Genomic DNA, 20,941 nt, shown 5'->3' with positions numbered 1-20,941 from the left:
TGCCGATAGGCTGAACGCATGACGCGAGCCGAGCAGCCAACGGCCCCCACCACCGCACCGGACGACGCCCTCGTCGCGGACTCCCGCGAGCGTGCCGTCCGTTCCCTGCTGCGCCGACCGCAGCTGCGGCGCCTGTGGAGCGCGCAGCTGGTGAGCGGTGTCGGCGACACCCTGGCACTCCTGGTCCTGGTCGTCCTCGCCCTCCAGGCGGCGATCTCCCAGGGCTCCTTCGGGGGTGGGTACCGAGGTGTGGCGTTCGCAGTGGCGACGGTCTTCGCCGCGCGTGTCCTCGCCGCGCTGCTGTTCGGCGCGGTCCTCCTCGGCCCGCTGACCACGCTCACCGCCCAGGAGGGTCCGCTCGACCGCCGCTGGACGATGGTCGGCGCCGACGGCGTGCGCGCCGCACTGCTGATCGTCGCGCCGCTGTGGATCGACTGGACCCCGGACAACGCACTGGCCGTCCTGCTGGTCACCGCCTTCGTCACCGGTGTCGCCGAGCGCCTGTGGACGGTGTGCCGGGAGAGCGCGGCCCCGGCCCTGCTGCCCGGTCCGCCCCCGGAGGGCGCCACCGTACGGCCGCTGCCGGACCACATGGACGCCCTGCGCCGCCTCTCCCTGCGCACGAGCTTCCTCGCCGTCCCGCTGGCCGCCGCCGCCCTGGTCGTCGCCGCCCTGCTCAACAACCTGCTGGGCGTCGGCGTGGTCTGGTTCGACCAGCACCACGCGGCCCTCGCGGCGTATGTGGCGGCCGGCCTGTTCGCCGCCTCCCTGTCCGTGCTGACCTTCCTGGAGCTGTCCGACGTGCGCACCCCGCGCGCGCGGTCCCCGCTGGAGGGCCTGCGCCGCCCGCGCACCGGCTCCGGCGTCGACAAGGGCCGTACGGGCGCGATCCCGCTGCTCGTCCCGGCCTGCGCCGCGGTCGCCGGAGCCATCGCCGCCGCCGTGTCGGTGTGTGTGCTGCACGCCACCGACCTGGGTGGCGGCCCGGTCCTGTACGGCCTGCTGGTGCTGGGCCTGACCGGCGGAGTCGCCGTCGGTATCCGTACGGCCCCCGCGCTGCTGCCCTCGCTCTCGCGCCGTCGGCTGCTCGCCCTCGCGATCGCCCTCACGGGCATCGCCCTGCTGGCCGCCGGGCTGGTCCCGGACGTCACCACGGTCCTGCTGATCGTCACGGTGGCGGGTGCCGGCGCGGGCGTGGCCGCGAACACCGGGCACGCCCTGCTCGACCAGGAGACCGAGGACTACCGCCGGGCGCGAGTCACCGAGCACCTGCACGCGGTCGTCCGGGTCTTCATCGCGCTCGGCGCGCTGATCGCCCCCGTGGTCGCCGGGCTCATCGGCCGGCACCGCATGGAGAACGGCCGGTTCGTCTTCGCGCACGGCGGCGCCTCCTTCACGCTGATGCTGGTCGGCGCGCTGCTGCTGCCGGTGGCGGCGCTGGTGCTCGCCAAGGTCGACGACCGCTCCGGCATCCCGCTGCGCCAGGACCTCAAGGACGCGCTGCTCGGCGGCGACGACCCGGTCGAGGCGTCGGCGGCGACCGGCTTCTTCATCGCCCTGGAGGGCGGCGACGGCGCCGGCAAGTCCACCCAGGCCGAGGCCCTCGCCGAGTGGATCCGCGCCAAGGGCCACGAGGTCGTGCTCACCCGCGAACCGGGTGCCACCCCGGTCGGCAAGCGGCTGCGCTCGATCCTGCTGGACGTCTCCTCGGCCGGCCTGTCGCACCGCGCGGAGGCGCTGCTGTACGCGGCCGACCGCGCCGAGCACGTCGACACGGTCGTGCGACCCGCCCTGGAGCGCGGCGCGGTCGTGATCAGCGACCGCTACATCGACTCGTCCGTCGCCTACCAGGGCGCCGGCCGCGATCTGTCCCCGACCGAGATCGCCCGCATCAACCGCTGGGCGACCAACGGCCTCGTCCCGCATCTGACCGTCCTGCTGGATGTCTCCCCGGAGACCGCCCGCGAGCGGTTCACCGAGGCGCCGGACCGGCTGGAGTCGGAGCCGGCGGAGTTCCACGCGCGCGTGCGGGCCGGTTTCCTCACGCTGGCCGCCTCCGACCCCGGCCGCTATCTGGTGGTGGACGCAGGCCAGGAGCCCGAGGCCGTCACCACGGTGATCCGGCACCGGCTGGACACCGTGCTGCCGCTGTCCGAGGCCGAGATCAAGGCCCAGGAGGAGGCGCGGAAGAAGGCCGAGGAGGAGGCCCGCCGCAAGGCCGAGGAAGAGGCCGCGCGCAAGGCCCAGGAGGAGCGCCTGGAGCGTGAGCGCCAGGAGGAGCTGGCCCGGCTGCGCGCCGAGGAGGAGGAGCGCAAGCGCCGCGAGCTGGAGGAGGCGCAGCGCCGCGAGGCCGAACGGCAGGCGGAGGAGGCCCGGCAGCGGGCCGCGGAAGCCGCCCGGCGCGCGGAGGAGGAGCGGCAGCGGCTGCTCGCCGAGGAGAAGGCCCGCGCCGAGGAGGAGGCCCGCCGCAGGGCAGAGGAGGAGCGGCGCCGCAAGCAGGCCGAGGAAGAGGCCCGGCTGCGCGCCGAGGAAGAGGCCCGGCAGGCCAGGCTGCGCGCCGAGGAGGAGGCGCGGCGCCTGGAGAAGCAGCGCAAGGCCGAGGAGGCACTGCTGCGTGCCGAGGAGGCGCGCCGTCAGGCGGCCGAGGCAGCGGCGGCGGCCGACTCGGCGGCCCGCAGGCCCAGCACACCTCTGCCGTCCGCGCCGGGCGTCGTCCCGGACGCGGCGACGGTTCCCACGCCGGTGGTGTCGCCGGACACGCGCGGTGTCGAGGAGACGGTGCCGACTCCGGTGGTGTCCCCGGCGGCCGACGGCGCCCAGGACTCCAGGTACACCCGGGAAGCCAAGGGCGCCCGGGACGGCGCGGCTTCCGGAAAGGGCTCCCAGCCGGACTCCCCGCCGGACTCCGAGGTGACCGCCGAACTGCCGCAGCCCCCGGTGGCCTCTGGCCCCGCCGACGAGACGGCGGTCCTTCCGCCGGTGTCCGCCGGCCCCGCCGAGGAGACCGCCGTGCTGCCTCCGGTGGCCGCGGGTGCGGCCGACGAGACGGCCGTACTGCCGCCCGTACGGGACGACGCTCCGGCGGACCGGATGCCGACCGGCTTCTTCCGGGACGAGCGGCCCGCCGCGGGCCCCGACGGCTCCGAGGACCGTACGCGCGAGATGCCGCAGGTCGACGCCGACGGCACGCCTCGCCGCCGGCCGCGCCCCGACTGGGCCGAGGAGACCCCGCTGGACGACCTGCCGACGCTGGCGGACGAACTGCTCGGGGCGTACGACGAGCGGGACCACGGCGGCGACCAGGGCGGGGAGCCGGGCCGCGGGGGCCGGGGCCGGCGAGGCTGACGGCCGGGTCCCGCCGGGTACGGCGAGTGGCGCCGGATACGACGAGCGGAGGGCGGCGCGGTTCGGAACACCGACCGGCGCCGCCCTCGCGTTTCCTCCCGGCCGTCGACGGGTCCCACCGGCGGCCGCCGCGCACGCGGACCGCGTTGTCAGTGCCCACCCGCACAATGGATGCAAGGATCGCGGAGTGTGACGAAAGGGCGGCGTGACCCATGACAGTGTGGGACGACCTCGTCGGGCAGGAGAAGGTGAGCGCGGTGCTCGACGCGGCCGCGCGGGACGCCGACGCCCTCGTCACGGCCGCCGCGGCCCACGAGCCGCCGCCCGAGGCCTCGAAGATGACGCACGCCTGGCTGTTCACGGGCCCGCCCGGAGCGGGGCGGAACCAGGCGGCCAGGGCCTTCGCCGCGGCCCTGCAGTGCGTGAGCCCCGACCGAGCCCTCGGCGGATCCCCCGGCTGCGGCTTCTGCGACGGCTGCCACACGGCCCTGCTCGGCACCCACGCGGACGTCACCGCGGTGGCCGCCGTGGGCGCCGAGATCCTCGTGAAGGACATGCGGGACACGGTCCGCAAGTCGTTCACCTCCCCGGCGAACGGCCGCTGGCAGATCATCCTGGTCGAGGACGCCGAGCGGCTGAACGAGAAGTCGGCCAACGCCGTCCTCAAGGCCGTCGAGGAGCCCGCCCCGCGCACGGTCTGGCTGCTGTGCGCCCCCTCCATCGAGGACGTCCTGCCGACGATCCGCTCCCGCTGCCGCCACCTGAACCTGAGCACCCCGTCCGTGGGAGCGGTCGCCGACATGCTCGTACGGCGGGACGGCATCGAGCCCGAGGCCGCGGCGGCCGCCGCCCGCGCCACCCAGGGGCATGTCGACCGGGCCCGGCGCCTGGCCACCGACCCGGCGGCCCGCGAGCGCCGCGCCTCCGTGCTCGGACTGCCCCTGCGGCTGGACGAGGTCGGCGCCTGTCTGAAGGCCGCGCAGGAACTGGTCGACGCGGCCGCCGAGGACGCCAAGCAGCTCGCCGAGGAGATGGACGCCAAGGAGGCCGAGGAGCTGAAGGCGGCGCTCGGCGCGGCGCAGGGCGGCCGGCTGCCGCGGGGCACGGCGGGCGTGATGAAGGACCTCGAGGACATGCAGAAGCGCCGCAGAACCCGTACGCAGCGCGACAGCCTCGACATCGCCCTCGGCGACCTCACCGCCTTCTACCGCGATGTCCTCGCCCTCCAGCTCGGCTCCCGGGTGGCGATCGCGAACGCCGACGCGGAGGACGCCCTGGAGCGGCTGGCGCGCGGCAGCACCCCGGAGTCCACCCTGCGCCGCATCGAGGCGATCGGCGCGTGCCGCGAGGCCCTCGACCGCAATGTGGCTCCGCTGCTGGCGGTGGAGGCGATGACGATGGCACTGCGCGCGGGATGAGGTGCCGGGGCCGAGGTGCCGGGGTGCGCTCCCGGGGTGAGGGGCCCGCAGCCGCACGCGCCCCCGCGTGTCCCCCGTACGAGCACATCCCCCGCACGCATCGCGCCCGATCCGTCGCACAGCGTTACGCTCGCCTGATGCACACCAGGCCATCCCCACGCCGGACCCGGCGCCCCCGCCCCCGGGCGACGGCCCGCCTCACGGCCACCCTGTTCACGGCCGCCGCCCTGCTCGTGTCCGCCTGCTCCTCCTCCGGGAGCTCGACCACGTCGGCACACGATGCGGCGGACGCGGTGCTGGCCGCGCTGCCGCGCGCGACGCCGTCCGCGCTGTCGTCGTACTACACCCAGCAGCTGAAGTGGCGCAGCTGCGGGGTGCCCGGCTTCCAGTGCGCGACCATGAAGGCCCCGCTGGACTACGCCAAGCCCGGCTCGGGTGACGTCCGGCTCGCGGTGTCCCGGAAGAAGGCCACCGGCAAGGGCAAGCCCCTCGGTTCGCTGCTGGTCAACCCGGGCGGCCCGGGCGGCTCTGCGGTCGGCTATCTGCAGAGCTACGCCGGCGTCGGCTACCCGGCCGACGTCCGTGCCCGCTACGACATGGTCGCGGTGGACCCGCGGGGCGTCGCCCGCAGCGAGCCCGTCGAATGCCTCGACGGCCGCCAGATGGACACGTACGCCCAGACGGATCTGACGCCCGACGACCAGCAGGAGCGGAACGCGCTGGTCACAGCCGACAAGAAGTTCGCGGAGAACTGCGGGGCGCACTCCGCGCGGCTGCTGCGACACGTCTCCACGGTGGAGGCGGCGCGGGACATGGACATCCTGCGCGCCGCGCTGGGCGATCAGAAGCTGAACTATGTGGGGGCTTCGTACGGCACATTCCTCGGGGCGACGTACGCCGGGCTGTTCCCCGACCGGGTCGGCCGGGTCGTCCTGGACGGTGCGATGGACCCCTCCCTGGACGCCTGGCAGATGACCATGGACCAGACGGCCGGCTTCGAGACGGCGTTCCAGGCCTTCGCCAAGGACTGTGTGCGGCACTCCGACTGCCCGCTCGGCGGCAAGGGCACGACGCCGGCGCAGGTCGGCGACCACCTCAAGGCGTTCTTCCGGAAACTCGACCAGCACCCCGTGCCGGCGGGCGACGCCGCCGGCCGCAAGCTCGGTGAGGCGCTGGCCACGACCGGGGTGATCGCGGCGATGTACGACCAGGCCGAGTGGGAGCAGCTGCGCGAGGCGCTGTCCTCGGCGATGAAGAAGAACGACGGCGCGGGTCTGCTCACGCTCTCCGACAGCTACTACGAACGTGACGCCAATGGCCACTACAGCAACCTGATGATGGCCAACGCCGCCGTGAACTGCCTGGACCTGCCGCCGGCCTTCACCGGCCCCGACCAGGTGCAAAAGGCGCTGCCCGCCTTCGAGAAGGCCTCCCCGGTCTTCGGTGAGGGGCTGGCCTGGGCCGCACTGAACTGCGCGTACTGGCCGGTGAAGGCCACGGGCGAGGCGCATCGCATCGAGGCGAAGGGGGCGGCGCCGCTCGTGGTGGTCGGCACCACCCGCGACCCGGCGACGCCCTACCGCTGGGCGCAGTCCCTGGCCCGCCAGCTCTCCTCGGCGCGCCTCCTGACCTACGCCGGCGACGGCCACACCGCCTACGGCCGCGGCAGCGCGTGCATCGACACCTCGATCAACACCTATCTGCTCCGCGGCACCCCGCCGAGCACAGGAAAACGCTGCTCATAGCCCCTGGTCCCGGCCCCGGAGCCCCCTGCTCCGGGGCCGGTACGAAGCACCCCCCGAAACTGTGTAGACTTACCGACGTTGCTGATCGCACCATGGTGCGGGCAGCGCGCCGCTTTAGCTCAGATGGCCAGAGCAACGCACTCGTAATGCGTAGGTCTCGGGTTCGAATCCCGAAAGCGGCTCCACTGAAACCCCAGGTCACATAGCCTATGACCTGGGGTTTTCTGTTGCTCGGGCATTGCGATCGATAGTGTCAGCGTTCTGCTGCTTGCTGTCTTGAAGGAGACCGGGTTCCGATGACGACGCCGCTTGGTGAAGCGCCGCTTGCTCGCTGCCGGCTGCCTCGGATCGGAACCGGGGTGGACATCCATCCGTTCGCGGTGGGGCGGCCACTACGTCTTGCCGGATTGGACTGGCCGGACGAGCCGGTGGGCCTGGCGGGCGAGCCCGATGGTGATGTCGTCGTTCATGCCGCATGCAACGCGTTGCTGACAGCTGCGGATCTCGGCGACCTCGGCGCCCATTTCGACACCTCCACCCCTGAATGGCAGGGGGCCGCTCCGACCGTGCTGCTGGCTGAGACCGCCCGCCTGGTCAGGGACGCCGGATTCGAGATCGGCAATGTGTCGGTGCAGCTGATCGGAGAGCGCCCCAAGCTGGGCCCCCGTCGGGCCGAGGCTCAGAAGATCCTCGCGGCGGCCCTCGGCGCCCCGGTGTTCATCGGTGCCGCCACTCCCGAGGGACTGGGCTGGATCGGCCGCGGCGATGGCCTGGCTGCCCTTGCCAACGCACTGATTGTCGAGTTGCCGGGCGTCATCGACGGCGGCTGACCTCGGCTGCGTAGGTGGCCCAGTCGCCGGCGAAGAGACGTTGCCAGGCGACGGCGACGTCGGTGTGGATACCCAGGGTGCGGGCGAGGATCGCGGCGGAAATCTCGGTGGCGAGCTGGAAGAGTGTGGTGCTGCGGGCCTGGTTGGGCCGGATGGACGTCAGCCCAGTGAAGGCTTCAGGCATGAGCTTCACAGCCGGTTTTCAGCCACATTCTCGGTACCTTTTGTTGTTGCGGTCATCAGACCTGCGCCTGTTCGCCGTTGGTCTCAGTCGGCATGCCTCACGGTGCACGCAGGCGTCCGCACGACAATTTTGCCAATCCTTGGCGAATTTGAACGGGCGTCACGCGCAACTGCACCGGGTGTCAAGGCTTTTGACCCCACGTGCAACACTCGTCATGTGATCCCAACTCCCTGTCCGCCTAGCGGGTTTCCAGGCGGCGGCGCGGGCGACACTGCGCAGCAGCAGCTGCATGCCTGTCGGTTAAGTGATTCCGGCCGCGCCGTCGAAGGGGTCGCCAAGTCGTTCCCCACTCCCCTGATCTGGAAGGAGTAGACGGTGGTCCTCGCTGCCGCGGCGGTCAACATCAACTTGGCCAACATCTCGAACTACCTCATCTACTCGGCGATCGCCGTGTATCTGCTGGCGATGTTCGCCTATTGCGCCGAGTGGGCCTTCGGCAGCCGGGGCACGGTCGCCCGCCTATCCGCTGCGCATACCTCGCCCGCCGGGGCGGGATCCAAGACGGCGGTGCCGCAGAAGCAGCACGTCGGGGGGACCGACGGTGCGGTGTCCACGCTCGTTCGTGCAGCGCCTGTCGTCGTCACCAACGGCGGCCGTGGCGGCCGTGACAATGAGCCGGCGGACGGCCTTGGAGCCGCAGGGACAGACGAGCGGGCCGACCTCCTGGGGAGGATCGCGGTCTCGCTGACCGCCCTGGGCTTCCTCCTGCACGCCGGGGGCGTGCTCACGCGAGGGCTGTCGGTGATGCGGTTGCCCTGGGGGAACATGTACGAGTTCTCCTGCGTCTTCGCGCTGACCGTGGTGGGGGCCCACCTCGGCCTGCTGGCTGCCCGGAAGAACGTGCGCTGGCTCGGACTGCCGATCCTCATCGCGGCACTGCTGATCCTCGGCCTGGCCGTCACGGTGCTGTACACCGCGTCCGAGCAGCTCGTTCCGGCTCTTCACTCGTACTGGCTGGGCATTCACGTCTCTGCCATGATCATCTGCGCGGGTGTCTTCTGCGCCGGTTTCGCGGTGACCGTCTCCTATCTGGCGCAGGATTCCCGGGAACGTCGTCTTGCCGCAGGAGAGGGGCGGGGAAGCCGTCTCGACGGCATCCTGGAACGGCTTCCCGCCGCCGCCAATCTCGACAGGCTCTCCTACCGCCTCAACGCCGTGGTCTTCCCGCTGTGGACGTTCGCCGTCATCGCGGGTTCCATCTGGGCCGAAAAAGCCTGGGGGCGTTACTGGAACTGGGATCCCAAGGAGACCTGGTCCTTCATCACCTGGATCGCGTACGCCTGCTACCTGCACGCCCGGTCCACTGCGGGCTGGAAGGGGCGCAAGGCGGCGTACCTTGCCCTGGTGGGCTTCGCCTGCGTCCTCTTCAATTTCTACGGTGTGAACATCTTCGTGACAGGCAAGCACTCCTACGCGGGTGTCTGATACGCACGTAACGCCAGTCGGCCGGGACTCCGAATCTGGAGTCCCGGCCGACTGACGTTACGGCGCCGGATTTATGATGGAGATTGGTCGGAGTGTCGAATTCCGCTTGTGCGCCTTCGACCATGAATTCACCGAGTTATAGCATAGTTTAAGCAAAAACCAATTTTGGAAACGGGGGCTGCGGCCGCCGGTTGTGCGTTTTCCGCCATCCGTTGGCGAGTGTGCGTGTCCTTCTCTGTCTGTCTCAATGGCTCCCTGGCTGCGGCTTTAGCTGTGTGTAGCAATGTGATCACTCGGCGCCAGTGGCTTGAAATCGACATTGCTCGTGCGTGTCTCTGTGCTTGGATCGCCAAACGATCACCAGGTGATCAAGGTTCTGACCAGACCGAAAATAGAGGGGAAGCCAGATGGACAAGTCGCTCGACGCCGATGACGTCACGGTTGTACGCCCGGACGGCCTTGTACGCCCGAACCACGACAAGAGCCGTGGTCCGCTTGACGACAACGACAGCCACGACAGTGGCGGCCACGACAGCTTCACCACGCACGTCGACGACCGGGACTGACCTTTTTCAGTTCTTCTCGTCCAGCAAGTTGAGTAATTCCGTAGGGAGACTCAGGTATCCATGACGATTCTTACGGATCAGGGGGAGGCTGCGCCGGGCGCGCAGCCTTTCTTTGATCTGGCCCGACTCATCAGCCCGATAAATCCAGAAACGTTCCGTCGGGATTACTGGGAAAAGCAGCCGCTTCTGGTCGAGCGCGAGGACCCGCATTACTATGCGGAGCTGCTCACGCTGGACGACGTGGATCAGCTGCTCTTTCTCGCCGGGGCAAACCTCGATTGCATCCGTGTGGTGGTGGACGGCGAGGAGACACCCGTCGAAGACCTCGGCAACCATGGCCCGAACGGCCGGACAGCCATCCTCGAAGCGCTGTACGCGCGCTACCGGAGCGGCTCGACCATCGTGCTGAACGCCCTGGAACGCCGCTGGGACCCGCTGAGCAGGCTGACGACGCAGCTGAGCACCGAAGCAGGTGCCCGCTTCCAGGTGAACGTGTACCTCACCCCAGGCGGTGGGGCACAGGGATTCAAGCCGCACTACGACACCCACGACGTCTTCGTTCTCCAGGTGCACGGCACCAAGCGGTGGCGCCTGTACGGCTCGCCGTACCCGCTGCCGTTCCAGGACCAGCCGTACGACCACTCCGCCGCCGAAGTCCCGGACCTGGAGCGGGAGATCGACCTGACTCCCGGGAGCCTCCTCTACCTTCCCCGCGGCACTGTCCACGCGGCCACATCCACAGACAGCGCCTCTGTTCACATCACCCTCGGCGTTCATCCCGTTCTGTGGTCCTACGTGCTGCAGCAGGCCATCTCGAAGGTCGCGGCCGAGGACGTCAGGTTCCGGACAGGGCTGCCCTTCGGGTTCGTCGGCGACCCTGAGCTGCAACAAGAGGCCGAGAAGACGCTGGTGGATCTCCTGCGGTCGGTTGTCGACCAGGCATCACCGCAAGCGGCGATCCACGACGCCGTCGACCGCTCCGTGTCCATCAGTGCCCCGAGGCTGCGCCACCACCTGACAGACCTGGAAGCGGTGTCGGGCGTCGGGCCCGACACGAAGCTGCGCCGACGTCCTGACCTTCGCTGGGATCTCAAGCTGACGGAGGACCGGGTCAGGCTGAGCTTCCACAACAAGACGGTGGAGTTCCCGCTCCATGTCGCCGACGAGGTCACGTACGTGGCCCAGAGCGACGGTGAACCGATCTCGCCGTCCTCCATCCCAGGGACCTTGGACCAGCCAGGCCGCCTGGTGTTGATCCGCACTCTCCTGCGGGAGGGCTTCCTCACCCTCCACTGACCCGTCACGATCCACGCCGCACCCGCCCGGCCCCGTCGGCACCCAGCCGGCGGGGCGGGTTGTTGCACAGCCGCACCACACCACACGCAGGGCACGACAAGGGGACAGCACATGGCGTCGGACGACTCGGTGGGAAGAGGCAAGGCGCCCCTGGGCAGGATCGCCCGCCTCTTCGTGCCCTATCGGGCGCAACTCACCGTGGTCCTGCTGTTGGTAGGGGGTTCGGCGGTGCTCTCCCTGGCACCGCCGTTCATTGTGCGGGCCATCCTGGACGTCGCACTGCCCCATGGACGGGTGGGCCTGCTCAGCGGGCTGGCCGCCGCGATGCTCCTGCTCGTCGTCGGGAACACTGCCCTGGGCGTACTCCAGTCCTACCTTTCGGTGCGCCTCGGTCAGCAGGTCATGGACGACCTGAGGAATGCGGTCTACACCCACCTGCAACGCATGTCGCTGGCCTTCTTCACCACAACACGCACGGGAGAGATCCAGTCCCGGATCGCGAACGACATAGGTGCCATGCAGGCGACCGTGACGGGTACCGCCACCACACTCGTCTCCAATGTCACGACGCTCGCCGCCAGCCTCGTAGCGATGCTCGCTCTGGACTGGCGTTTGACGCTCGTGTCGCTGCTGATGCTCCCCCTCTTCGCGTGGATCAGCCGCAACGTCGGAGCCGAGCGCCGAGAGCTCACCCAGAAGCGCCAGGAATTGCTTGCGGTCATGTTCGCGCTGATCGAGGAGTCGCTCTCTGTGAGCGGTTTCCTCCTCGGGCGCACGATGGGACGCACGGCGACCTTCACCAACGAGTTCGCAGGCCACTCCCGGGCCCTCACCGACCTGACCGTGCGTTCCTCGTTGGCAGGCCGCTGGCGGCAGTCGGTCATCTCGGTGATCATGGCTGCGATGCCGGTCGTCGTCTACTGGGCGGCAGGAGCCTTCGGCAGCCATGGGGAACCGCGTATCTCCATAGGCACGCTCGTCGCCTTCACCACCCTCCAGCAGGGACTCTTCGGCCCAGTGGTGTCACTGCTCCAGACGGGAATCGCGATGCAGAGCTCACTCGCGTTGTTCGACCGCGTCTTCGAGTACCTGGACCTTCCTGTCGACGTCCCCGAGCCCACGGTCCCGGTGCCGCTCGCCAGCCCTCGTGGGCACGTTCGATTCGACGGCGTCGACTTCAGCTACGCCAACGGAGAGCCGGTCCTCTCCGGCATTTCCATCGACATACCGGCCGGCACTCATCTCGCGGTCGTAGGCGCCACGGGCGCCGGCAAGACAACCCTCGGGTATCTCGTGCCACGCCTGTACGACGTGACACGGGGCCGGATCACGATCGACGACATCGACGTCCGGGACCTCGATTCCACGACGCTGGCCTCCACGGTCGGCGTCGTCTCCCAGGACACCCACCTCTTCCACACCACCGTCACCGACAACCTGCGCTTCGCCAAGCCCGGTGCGACCGAGGACGACATCACAGCCGCCGCGAAGGCCGCCCAGATACACGACCTCATCCAGAGCCTGCCCGACGGCTACGACACCATCGTCGGAGAGCGCGGCTACCGGTTCTCCGGTGGCGAGAAGCAGCGGCTCGCCATCGCCAGGGCCCTTCTGCGTAATCCTCCCGTGCTCGTTCTGGACGAGGCGACCAGCGCGCTCGACACACGCACCGAGCGCGCCGTCCAACGGGCACTGGCCGCGCTGTCACGCAATCGCACCACCATCACCATCGCGCACCGGCTGTCCACCATCCGAGACGCCGACCAGATCATCGTCCTCGAACACGGGCGGATCGTCGAACAGGGGACCCACAGCAGCCTTCTTCACCGCCAAGGGCGCTACGAGGCTCTGGTCCGGGCTGACGGTCACCTTGCGGAGGAGAACGCTCCCGTCCGCTGATGCGGTCTTGCCGCGACGAGGGCGGGTCGTGCGGGCGCCTCTCCGTTATGGGACCGCTCCCGATCACGCCGAACGGGGGAGCTGCTCGCGCACCCATGCAGGATCGGGGTTGGTGTGCGGTCGGCCCGCCACGAACACGGTCGGCACGGTCTCATTGCCATCGTTGGCTGCCCTCACCGCTGCCGCTCCAGCCGGGTCACGCCAGATGTCGACCCAATGCACCTGGCGGGCGCTGCGGCCCAACCGGATGCGCAGTCGCAGACAGTACTTGCAGCCCGGCCGCCAGAAGACGACCGGCCGGCCGTCGACCGCGCTGCGGCGCTGTGCCTCTGGCGCACCGATCGACCTCGGGAAAACGAGGGGCGAGTTCACGCCTGCGAGCAGCACGAACACCAGCAGAACTGCTGTAGCTGTGCCGAGGCTCCCCATCAAGATCAGCCCAGTCGCAACGACTGAGCCACTGACCAGAAGCAGTATCGGCAGGATCCACGCGCGCGCCATGATGGCGCAGACTATCGCGGGCCGGAGGGAGACACATGTCGCCGTCCGGCCCGTGGGTCACCACCGGCCTGACACCTCCAGTGGTGGAAAGCTTGCGCATGACCTGGCCTTCGGGAAGGTTCACCGGCTGGCAGCAGCGCCTGAGCGGTGCTTGCATGGAAGTGGGTTGTGCAGGCCGTGCGGCGCTGGTGAGGGCCACGGCCCCGAGCATCGGCTGCACCGTGGCTGCCGGCCACTTCACCGCCTTCCCAGGGGAATCACCCGGCGCTGTCTGTGCGTCCGGGAGTCCGGGAGTCCGGAGGGAGCCTTTCATGGGAGCCACCTACGCCAAGATCGATGCGAACTGCACGTCCGAGATCCTGTTCATAGGCACCACTGGTCTCCGAGCCTGGGTCAGTCCACCACCCCCACCGCCGCAATGCGATGCGGAGCTGTACATCGACGTCATCGTGCCGACGGCGTACACGAACGTGGAATTCGACAACGTCAATCTCTTCCTTGAGATCAAGAGCCCGGTCGGGGCGATGTTCGTGCCCGACCCGAGGATGGGCAGCGGTGGCGGGCATTGGGGGGTGCCCGACGGCAGCTCATGGGACGAGTCCCTTCCTGGCTCGCCCACGGCCCGTGTGCGGCTGCGGAATCCGCATGCCGAGCTGGTGCGCGGCGGCCTCGACGGGCTGTCGTTCTGGGTCGCTGTGTCCGGGGTGACCAGTGGTTCGACGTTGTCCTTCACCGCGGCGGCCACGGCGGACCGGATCCTGGCCGCCACGGCCAGTTGTCCGATTGAGATCAAGGACTTGGCCGTCGGTGAGCAGCTCACGGGATACCTCGACCGTTAGGGTGAACGGGATCGAGCAGCCGTCGGAACCCCGGCTCGTGCAGCGTCCGGCCCGGGATTTTCTGTGATCCGGCGGAATCCGGCCCGTCCCGCCCCGCCCCGTCGAACCAGCCTTGAGGGAATCCGCGGACAAAAGCACTGCAAAGGGGCTGCAAAGTGAATCGGGGTCGGGTGAACCCGCGCACCTGAGGCAACATCTTGGTGAACGGCGGGCGCCGCGCGGCGGCGCGTGGTGCCGCCGTCGGCCGGAAGGGGTGAGGGACGTGGTGGAGCCGAGGATCGCCGTCGCCGTGGTGACCATGGGCAACCGGCCCGCCGAGGTCGACGCCCTGCTGGAGTCCGTGGCCAAGCAGGATCTCGCCCCCGCCCGTATCGTGATCGTCGGCAACGGCTGCCGGCTGCCCGAGTTCGCCGGCCGGTTGTCCCTGCCCGGCGAGGTCACCACCATCGACGTCGAGGACAACCTCGGCTGCCCGGGCGGCCGGAACGTCGCCCTGGCCCGGCTGCGGGAGTACGGCGACGTCGATGTCGTCGTGGAACTGGACGACGACGGGCTGCTCGTCGACGCGGATGTGCTGCGGAGCGTACGGGATCTGTACGCCGCCGACCCGCGCCTCGGCATCGTCGGCTTCCGCATCGCCGACGAGCACGGTGAGACACAGCAACGGCATGTGCCCCGGGTGGGGAAGTCGGATCCGATGCGCGGGGGGTACGTCACCGGGTTCCTCGGGGGCGGACATGCCCTGAGCATGGCGATGCTGGCCGAGACCGGTGACTGGCCGGCCGAGTTCTTCTTCGCGCACGAGGAGACCGACCTCGCCTGGCGCGCCGCCGACGCCGGCTGGAAGATCCTCTACGCCCCCGAGCTGCTGCTCCAGCACCCCAAGACCTCACCGGCCCGGCACGCCATCTACTACCGGGTCAACGCCCGCAACCGTGTCTGGCTCGTCAGGCGCCGGCTGCCGCTGCCGCTGATCCCCGTGCATCTCGGCGTGTGGACGCTGCTCACCCTCGCCCGCACCCGCTCCCCGGCGGGGCTGAGGGCATGGTGCGGCGGGTTCGTGGAAGGGCTGCGGAAACCGGCGGGCGGGCGCCGTCCCATGCGCTGGCGGACCGTCGTCCGGCTCACGCGGCTCGGCCGCCCGCCGGTGATCTGAGGCTTGCCATCGCTGACCCGAGACCGCCCGCCGGTGTACTGCGGCTGCGCACCAGTGGTCCGAGACCGTCCGTTGGCGTTCCGCAGTTGCCCGTCAGTGGTCTGAGGCTGCCCGTCGGGATTCTGCGGCTGCCCATCAGCGGTCTGCGGCCGCCCGTCGGCGGTCGGTGGCTGTCCGTGGGCGGGGCCCTCCTCGCCGCCCGGGGCAGGTCGTCGGTGATCCGAGGCGCGGGCCCGCGTGGGACGGGACGGGGGCCCCGGGCGTTCACCTCCGCCGACCGGGGCCCCTAGACGTCCCCGGACCCAGCCTGCGGCGACACTCCCCCGAGTTACGCGACATACGCGCGCGCCGTAAGACCAGATCCGATGGAAATGATCACATCAGCAATCGCCAACGGATCGCTAACATATGGCCAACGGTTCGTCGGCTAGTCGCGGAGCCGTTGGCTGGAACTCGCCGACGGTATCCGAGGCGGGGCAGCGGACAGGCCGATCCAGGGCCGGTTTGGCGACAGAAGGTGGCGGGAAACCGTTGTGGGCAGGGCGGATTTCGGCCAGGGAACGGCGGGCGCGCGCCCGCCGCGGAGCACGGTCGGCCCCGACCGCGCAGGAAGGCAGTGGAGCGGCGTGATGCGGCGGTGCGGGCTGCGGTTCGGACTGCTGGGACCGCCTGTCCTGTACGACCGACCGTCGTTCGGGATTTCGTCCGAAGCGCCCGGCGGCAATGTCGACAAGTCTGCCTCCGACGGCACCTACGAGGCCGTTCCCGACGCTCCCCGCGGCTCGGCAGCCGACTCCCTCGACGACGGCGTCCGTGCCATCGGCAGTCCCAAGGTGCGCGCGCTGCTCGCCGCGCTGCTGCTGGAGCCGGGCCGGGTGGTGTCGGTGGAGTCGCTGAAGGACGCCCTGTGGGGCGGGGCGCCGCCCGTCTCCGCGCAGGCGTCGCTGCACAACCACGTCACCCGGCTGCGCCGGCTCCTGGACGACCCCGACCGGCTCAGAGCCGTACCGCCGGGCTACGTACTACGCGTCGATCAGGGCGAGTTGGACGTGCATGTCTTCGACGCCCGGGTCGCTGAGGCACGGGCCGCGCATGCCCGGCGGGACTGGACGGGTGTCGTACGGGCCTGCACGGCCGGGCTCGCGCTCTGGCGCGGCACCCCGCTCAGCGGGCTCCCCGCCGACCTCGGCGGCTATGCCTTGGTGCAGCGTCTGGAGGAGGCCCGGCTGCTGTTGCTGGAGTGGCGCTACGACGCCGAACTCTCCCTGGGCGGTGCACGGCCGGCCGGCGTCGTCCCGGAACTGGCGGCGCTGGTCGCCGAGTATCCGCTGCGCGAGGCGTACCACCGTCAGCTGATGCTCGCCCTGCACCGCACCGGCCGTCAGGCCGAGGCCCTCGCCGTCCATCGTGATCTGCGCGCCCGTCTGGTCGGGGAACTCGGCATCGAACCCGGCCCGGCGGTACGCGCGGCGCATGTCGAGGTGCTGCGAGGCAGTGGTGCGGAGCGGCAGGGGGTGGCGGGGGAGCGCGCAGGCCTCCGTCGGGGCGCGCAGGGCATCGGCCGCCATCCCGCGCAGGGCGCGGGGCGTGCGGCGGGCGCCACCGAGGAGAAAGAGGAGACGTCAGCTCCGCACGAGGCGTCCGGAGCTTCGCACGAGGCGTCCGAAGGGGGGGCGGGGCCGGATGCCCGGCGGACTCCCAGGCCGGCGCAACTCCCGCCGCCGCCCGCTCACTTCACCGGCCGTGCCGATGTCCGTCGTGCGCTGCGGCACGCGCTCACCGAGCCGCCGGCCCCGGCCATCGCCGTGATCAGCGGCATGGCGGGCGTCGGCAAGAGTGCGCTCGCCCTGTATGCCGCGCATGAGCTGCGGGATCGTTTCTCCGACGGTCAGCTGTACGTCAATCTGCACGGCGCCACCCCCGGCATGACCCCGCTCAGCTCTGCCCAGGCACTGGCATCGCTGCTCCGGGACCTGGGCGCCGAGCCGCGCAGCATCCCCGAACACCCGGACGCGGCGGCCGCGTTGCTCCGCTCGCTGCTCGCCCCGGCCCGCGTCCTGCTGGTGCTGGACGACGCGGCGAGCGCGGCCCAGGTACGGCCGCTGCTGCCGGCCGGGCCCGGCTGTGCGGTGATCGTCACCAGCCGCTCGCCGCTGACCGCGCTCGACGGCGCCCGGCGCTATCCGCTCGCCCCGCTGACCGGCGAGGACAGCGCGGCCCTGCTGCGCGCGGTGAGCGGACGCGCGGGGCTGGACGCGGATCACGCGCTGGTGGAACTGACCGGACGGCTCCCGCTGGCGCTGCGTGTCGTCGCCGCGAGGCTCGCCGCCCGCCGCGCCCTCACCCCCGATGTCCTGGCGGGCCAACTCGCCGAGACGGGCGGGCGGCTGCGGCATCTGGAGTACGACGATCTCAGCGTCCGGCGTTCCCTGGCCGTCGCCCATGACGCGCTCGCGGCCGCGGAACGTGAGGCGGACCGGGACGCGGCTCTCGCGCTGCGCCGCATCGGTGACCTGGACCTGCCGACGTACGGCGCCCCGCTGATCGCCCGTCTCACCGGCACCGACGAGCGCCGCGCCGAGGCCGCCCTCGACCGGCTGGTCGACGTCGCCCTGCTGGAGGAGACGGCCTACGGCCGCTATGCCCCGCACGACCTGGTCCGTGACTTCGCCCGCGAACTGGCGGACACGGGGAGTCCCGTCCCCGCGGGCGCCCCCGATCTGACCGCCCTGTGCTGGTACGCCGCCGTGGCCGAGCGGCTGCTGGAGGCGGTCGTGGAGCCGGGGCTCGACCAGGACGACCGGCGTCGGGCGACCTCCGCGCAGCCGCCGGAGCATGCGGTGGACGTGGCCGGGCTGCCGTCCTTCGAGTCCGCCGAGGTGGCATTCGCCTGGGGTGAAGTGGAGTTGGAGAACGTCGTCGCCCTGGTGGCACGGAACGCGGACACGCCCGATCCGCTGCGGGCCGCCCGTCTCTCGGTGCTGGCGCGGCTGCTCTTCCCCTATGTCCAGCGCGGCGGACGGGTCGCCGAGATGGAGGTGCTGGGGCAGGCCGGGCTCGGGGCGGCCCGGCGGCTCGGTGACGCGGCCGCCGAGGCGTACGCGCTGGGCGACCTCGCGGGCCTGCACTTCATGACCGGGCGGCAGAAGGACGCCCTCGCCCTCACCGACCGGTCCCTGGAGATCTGGCGGCGCCTCGGTGTCGTCTCCCGGATCCGGCGCGGTCTGAACAACCGCGGACTGCTGCTGGAGGGCCTCGGGCGGTTCACGGAGTCCGGGGAGGCGCTGCGGCAGAGCCTCGCCTACTCGCGGCAGTTGAACGACCCCCAGGGCGAAGCCGTCACCCACAGCCATCTCGGCAACCTCTACGAGCACACCGACCCGCGTGCCGCCATCGAGCAGCACCGGCGCTCGCTGGCGATCGGGGACGCGATCGGCGCCGTCATCGTGCAGCACTCGGCCCACTGCAACATCGGCTACGCCCATCTCACCCTGGGCGAACCGGCCGCGGCCGCGGGGCACTTCGAGGAGAGCCTGCGCATCCTGGGCGGTCACGGCGACTGGCACGGCGAGTCCCAGACCCGGCTCGGCCTGGTCCGTGCGCTGCGGCAGCTGGGAGATACCGAGCGGGCGGGCCGTGAGTGCGCCGAGCTGTCGCGCCGGGCGGACGCCCGCGCCGACCGCTACATGGGCGGCCTCGCACGGCACCAGCACGGGCTGCTGCTGCAGGCGCGGGGCCGGCGGGCGGAGGCGTACGACGCCTGGCGCGCGGCACTCGCGGCCCTGGACGGCACGGACGAGCAGGTGGTCGTGGCGGAGCTGCGGGAACTGCTCGCGCAGTGACCGAAGGGCGTGCGCGCAGCCCGCGCGGAGCGCCCGAAAGGCCCTCGAAGAGGCCGCGCGAAGTGCCCGAAGTGCGCCCGGCCGGCGCTCACTTGGCGTCGGCATAGCACTCCACCACCGCTGTCGTGAACGGGAACCGCACCGGTGTCTCGCCGAACGTGAGCCGGCCGGCGAGGTCGGCGCAGTCGCGGATGGCCCGTACGACCGTGTCGGACTCCTCGGCGGGGCAGTGCACGATCACCTCGTCGTGCTGGAAGAAGACCAGCTCGGCCTTGAGGCCGGCGCAGGCCCGGCGGAGCCCGGCGAGCATCAGCAGCGCCCAGTCGGCGGCGCTGCCCTGGACGACGAAGTTGCGCGCGAAGCGGCCCCGGGCCCGGGAGTTGGTGGAGGCGTAACCCGGGACCCAGGCGGTCTGGCCGTCGGCCCGGGGCCCGGTGTCGTCCTCGCCGAGGGGGATGCCCGCCTCCTCCGCGGCGTCCTCGCCGGAGCCGGCCGCCGGCGGGCAGGTCCGGCCCAGCCAGGTGCGCACCAGCCGGCCCTCCTCGCCCGCGCGGGCGGCCTCGTCGACGTACGCGACGGCCTTCGGGAAGCGGCGGCGCAGTGCGGCCAGGTTCTTCAGGCCGTCGCCCGAGGTCTGGCCGTAGACCGCGCCGAGCACGGCGAGCTTGGCCTGGTCGCGGTCGCCGGAGAAGGCGCGGTCGGAGACCGACTGGTAGAGGTCGCTCTCGCGGCCGGCGACCTCCATCAGGCCGGGGTCGCGGGAGATCGCGGCGAGCACCCGTGGCTCCATCTGATCGGCGTCGGCGACCACCAGGCGCCAGCCGGGGTCGGCGACCACGGCCCGGCGGATCACCTTGGGGATCTGCAGTCCGCCCCCGCCGTTGGTCACCCAGCGTCCGGTGACCGTGCCGCCGGCGAGGAACTCGGGGCGGAAGCGGCCGTCGCGCACCCAGTCCTGCAGCCAGGACCAGCCGTGCGCGACCCAGATGCGGTACAGCTTCTTGTACTCCAGCAGGGGTGCGACGGCTGGGTGGTCGATCTCCTGGATCTCCCAGCGGCGGGTCGAGCGCACCTTGATGCCGGCCTGGGCGAAGGCCTTGACGACCTCGGCGGGAAGATCGGGGCGGACCCGGCGGCCGAAGGCGGCGGACACCTCGTCGGCCAGCTCGGCGAGGCGGCGTGGCTCGCCGCCGCCCGCGTACCGCTCGCCCAGCAGGTCGTGCAGCAGTCGGCGGTGGACCTCGGTGCTCCAGGGCAGGCCCGCCTGGTTCATCTCGGCGGCCACCAGCATTCCGGCCGACTCGGCGGCCGTCAGCAGCCGCATCCGGTCGGGGTGCGCGGTCCGCTCATGGCGCCGCAGCTGCTCGGCGTAGACCGCGAGGAGGTCGGTCAGGGGCAGGTGGGCGCCGGTGGGTTCGAACAGCGGGGACTGGGCGCCCGGTTCGGCCGCGCGCTGCGGCGGGTCGGGCGGGACGGGGCCGCCCCGGAGGCGGGCCAGGGCGGCGGCGGCCGAGCGGGGCTCGCCGTGCCGGCCCTCGTGGCCCAGCAAGAGGGTCTCGGCGTCCTCGATGTCGTAGCACCGCTCCACTCGCACCCCCGTGGCGAGCAGACGCGGGTAGACCTCGGGGGTGGACCGCCACACCCAGCGCGTCACCTCCGGGCGGCTCCGCACCGCCCCGGCGAGATCGCTCTCCCGCCGCACCGGACCTGCGTGCAGCCCGTCCGGGCCGAGGGGGGCGACGTCCACGCCACCGTCCTCGGCCGGTGCGAGCGCCCACCGGTCGGTCATGACTGCGAGTGTGGCAGGCGGCTCTGACAATCGGACTGACCTGCGG

General features: G+C 71.3%; 14 protein-coding genes and 1 tRNA gene. 12 read left to right on the top strand and 3 right to left on the bottom strand.

From position 1 onward, the window contains the following. Window positions 1-18: 18 nt before the first annotated feature. From tmk to ispF, 5 genes are all read left to right on the top strand, one after another. The gene (gene tmk / locus IE277_RS25325) at window positions 19-3,345 is read left to right on the top strand and encodes a dTMP kinase (RefSeq protein ID WP_189955991.1); all 3,327 of its coding nucleotides are present in this window, start codon (window positions 19-21) and stop codon (window positions 3,343-3,345) included. A 212-nt stretch (window positions 3,346-3,557) separates the two neighbouring features. Next, a complete protein-coding gene (locus tag IE277_RS25320; RefSeq protein WP_189955990.1) occupies window positions 3,558-4,763 on the top strand; it encodes a DNA polymerase III subunit delta' in 1,206 nt (401 codons plus the stop codon). 137 nt (window positions 4,764-4,900) lie between these two features. Next, window positions 4,901-6,508, top strand: a complete 1,608-nt coding sequence (locus IE277_RS25315) for an alpha/beta hydrolase (RefSeq protein ID WP_189955989.1) — start codon at window positions 4,901-4,903, stop codon at window positions 6,506-6,508. A gap of 108 nt (window positions 6,509-6,616) precedes the next feature. Continuing rightward, a tRNA-Thr gene (locus IE277_RS25310) sits at window positions 6,617-6,693 on the top strand. A 111-nt stretch (window positions 6,694-6,804) separates the two neighbouring features. After that, window positions 6,805-7,338, top strand: coding sequence for a 2-C-methyl-D-erythritol 2,4-cyclodiphosphate synthase (ispF, locus tag IE277_RS25305; protein WP_189955988.1), 534 nt, complete (start codon window positions 6,805-6,807; stop codon window positions 7,336-7,338). On the opposite strand, the gene IE277_RS25300 is transcribed toward ispF, so the two are convergent. Further along, the gene (locus IE277_RS25300) at window positions 7,322-7,522 is read right to left on the bottom strand and encodes a hypothetical protein (protein WP_189956083.1); all 201 of its coding nucleotides are present in this window, start codon (window positions 7,520-7,522) and stop codon (window positions 7,322-7,324) included. The genes ispF and IE277_RS25300 overlap by 17 nt on opposite strands. 375 nt (window positions 7,523-7,897) lie before the next feature. Here IE277_RS25300 and ccsB point away from each other — a divergent pair, with 375 nt between their 5' ends. The 4 genes from ccsB (at window position 7,898) to IE277_RS25280 (ending at window position 12,768) form a co-directional block, all read left to right on the top strand. Next, window positions 7,898-9,007: a c-type cytochrome biogenesis protein CcsB gene (gene ccsB / locus IE277_RS25295; RefSeq protein ID WP_229881950.1), complete on the top strand. Its 1,110-nt coding sequence runs from the start codon at window positions 7,898-7,900 to the stop codon at window positions 9,005-9,007. A gap of 407 nt (window positions 9,008-9,414) precedes the next feature. Next, the gene (locus tag IE277_RS25290) at window positions 9,415-9,573 is read left to right on the top strand and encodes a hypothetical protein (RefSeq protein WP_189955987.1); all 159 of its coding nucleotides are present in this window, start codon (window positions 9,415-9,417) and stop codon (window positions 9,571-9,573) included. Window positions 9,574-9,633: 60 nt separating this feature from the next. After that, complete coding sequence (locus tag IE277_RS25285; protein ID WP_189955986.1) at window positions 9,634-10,869, top strand: cupin domain-containing protein; 1,236 nt, start codon at window positions 9,634-9,636, stop codon at window positions 10,867-10,869. Window positions 10,870-10,980: 111 nt separating this feature from the next. Continuing rightward, window positions 10,981-12,768, top strand: a complete 1,788-nt coding sequence (locus tag IE277_RS25280) for an ABC transporter ATP-binding protein (protein WP_189955985.1) — start codon at window positions 10,981-10,983, stop codon at window positions 12,766-12,768. A 63-nt stretch (window positions 12,769-12,831) separates the two neighbouring features. Here the strand turns inward: IE277_RS25280 and IE277_RS25275 are convergent, their stop codons facing one another. Further along, on the bottom strand, window positions 12,832-13,269 hold the full coding sequence (locus IE277_RS25275) for a glutaredoxin domain-containing protein (RefSeq protein WP_189955984.1): 438 nt from the start codon (window positions 13,267-13,269) through the stop codon (window positions 12,832-12,834). 311 nt (window positions 13,270-13,580) lie between these two features. Between IE277_RS25275 and IE277_RS25270 the strand changes: the two genes are divergently transcribed. The 3 genes from IE277_RS25270 (at window position 13,581) to IE277_RS25260 (ending at window position 19,106) form a co-directional block, all read left to right on the top strand. Next, complete coding sequence (locus IE277_RS25270; protein WP_189955983.1) at window positions 13,581-14,108, top strand: hypothetical protein; 528 nt, start codon at window positions 13,581-13,583, stop codon at window positions 14,106-14,108. A 262-nt stretch (window positions 14,109-14,370) separates the two neighbouring features. Next, window positions 14,371-15,264 carry a glycosyltransferase family 2 protein gene (locus IE277_RS25265; protein ID WP_189955982.1) on the top strand — a complete coding sequence of 298 codons (894 nt, stop codon included), beginning with the start codon at window positions 14,371-14,373 and terminating at the stop codon, window positions 15,262-15,264. Window positions 15,265-15,893: 629 nt separating this feature from the next. After that, window positions 15,894-19,106, top strand: coding sequence for an AfsR/SARP family transcriptional regulator (locus IE277_RS25260; protein WP_189955981.1), 3,213 nt, complete (start codon window positions 15,894-15,896; stop codon window positions 19,104-19,106). Between the two features lie 88 nt (window positions 19,107-19,194). On the opposite strand, the gene IE277_RS25255 is transcribed toward IE277_RS25260, so the two are convergent. After that, complete coding sequence (locus IE277_RS25255; RefSeq protein WP_189955980.1) at window positions 19,195-20,895, bottom strand: bifunctional 3'-5' exonuclease/DNA polymerase; 1,701 nt, start codon at window positions 20,893-20,895, stop codon at window positions 19,195-19,197. Between the last annotated feature and the right edge of the window lie 46 nt (window positions 20,896-20,941).

This window comes from Streptomyces alanosinicus, assembly GCF_014650595.1.
Lineage (GTDB): Bacteria > Actinomycetota > Actinomycetes > Streptomycetales > Streptomycetaceae > Streptomyces > Streptomyces alanosinicus.
This window is presented reverse-complemented; position numbering and strand designations above follow the sequence as displayed.

Bases quoted from the DNA above. Each gene is read 5' to 3' on its own strand.
- tmk (WP_189955991.1), top strand. From the start codon at position 19: ATGACGCGAGCCGAGCAGCCAACGGCCCCCACCACCGCACCGGACGAC.
- IE277_RS25320 (WP_189955990.1), top strand. From the start codon at position 3,558: ATGACAGTGTGGGACGACCTCGTCGGGCAGGAGAAGGTGAGCGCGGTG.
- IE277_RS25315 (WP_189955989.1), top strand. From the start codon at position 4,901: ATGCACACCAGGCCATCCCCACGCCGGACCCGGCGCCCCCGCCCCCGG.
- ispF (WP_189955988.1), top strand. From the start codon at position 6,805: ATGACGACGCCGCTTGGTGAAGCGCCGCTTGCTCGCTGCCGGCTGCCT.
- IE277_RS25300 (WP_189956083.1), bottom strand. From the start codon at position 7,522: ATGCCTGAAGCCTTCACTGGGCTGACGTCCATCCGGCCCAACCAGGCC.
- IE277_RS25290 (WP_189955987.1), top strand. From the start codon at position 9,415: ATGGACAAGTCGCTCGACGCCGATGACGTCACGGTTGTACGCCCGGAC.
- IE277_RS25285 (WP_189955986.1), top strand. From the start codon at position 9,634: ATGACGATTCTTACGGATCAGGGGGAGGCTGCGCCGGGCGCGCAGCCT.
- IE277_RS25280 (WP_189955985.1), top strand. From the start codon at position 10,981: ATGGCGTCGGACGACTCGGTGGGAAGAGGCAAGGCGCCCCTGGGCAGG.
- IE277_RS25275 (WP_189955984.1), bottom strand. From the start codon at position 13,269: ATGGCGCGCGCGTGGATCCTGCCGATACTGCTTCTGGTCAGTGGCTCA.
- IE277_RS25270 (WP_189955983.1), top strand. From the start codon at position 13,581: ATGGGAGCCACCTACGCCAAGATCGATGCGAACTGCACGTCCGAGATC.
- IE277_RS25260 (WP_189955981.1), top strand. From the start codon at position 15,894: ATGCGGCGGTGCGGGCTGCGGTTCGGACTGCTGGGACCGCCTGTCCTG.
- IE277_RS25255 (WP_189955980.1), bottom strand. From the start codon at position 20,895: ATGACCGACCGGTGGGCGCTCGCACCGGCCGAGGACGGTGGCGTGGAC.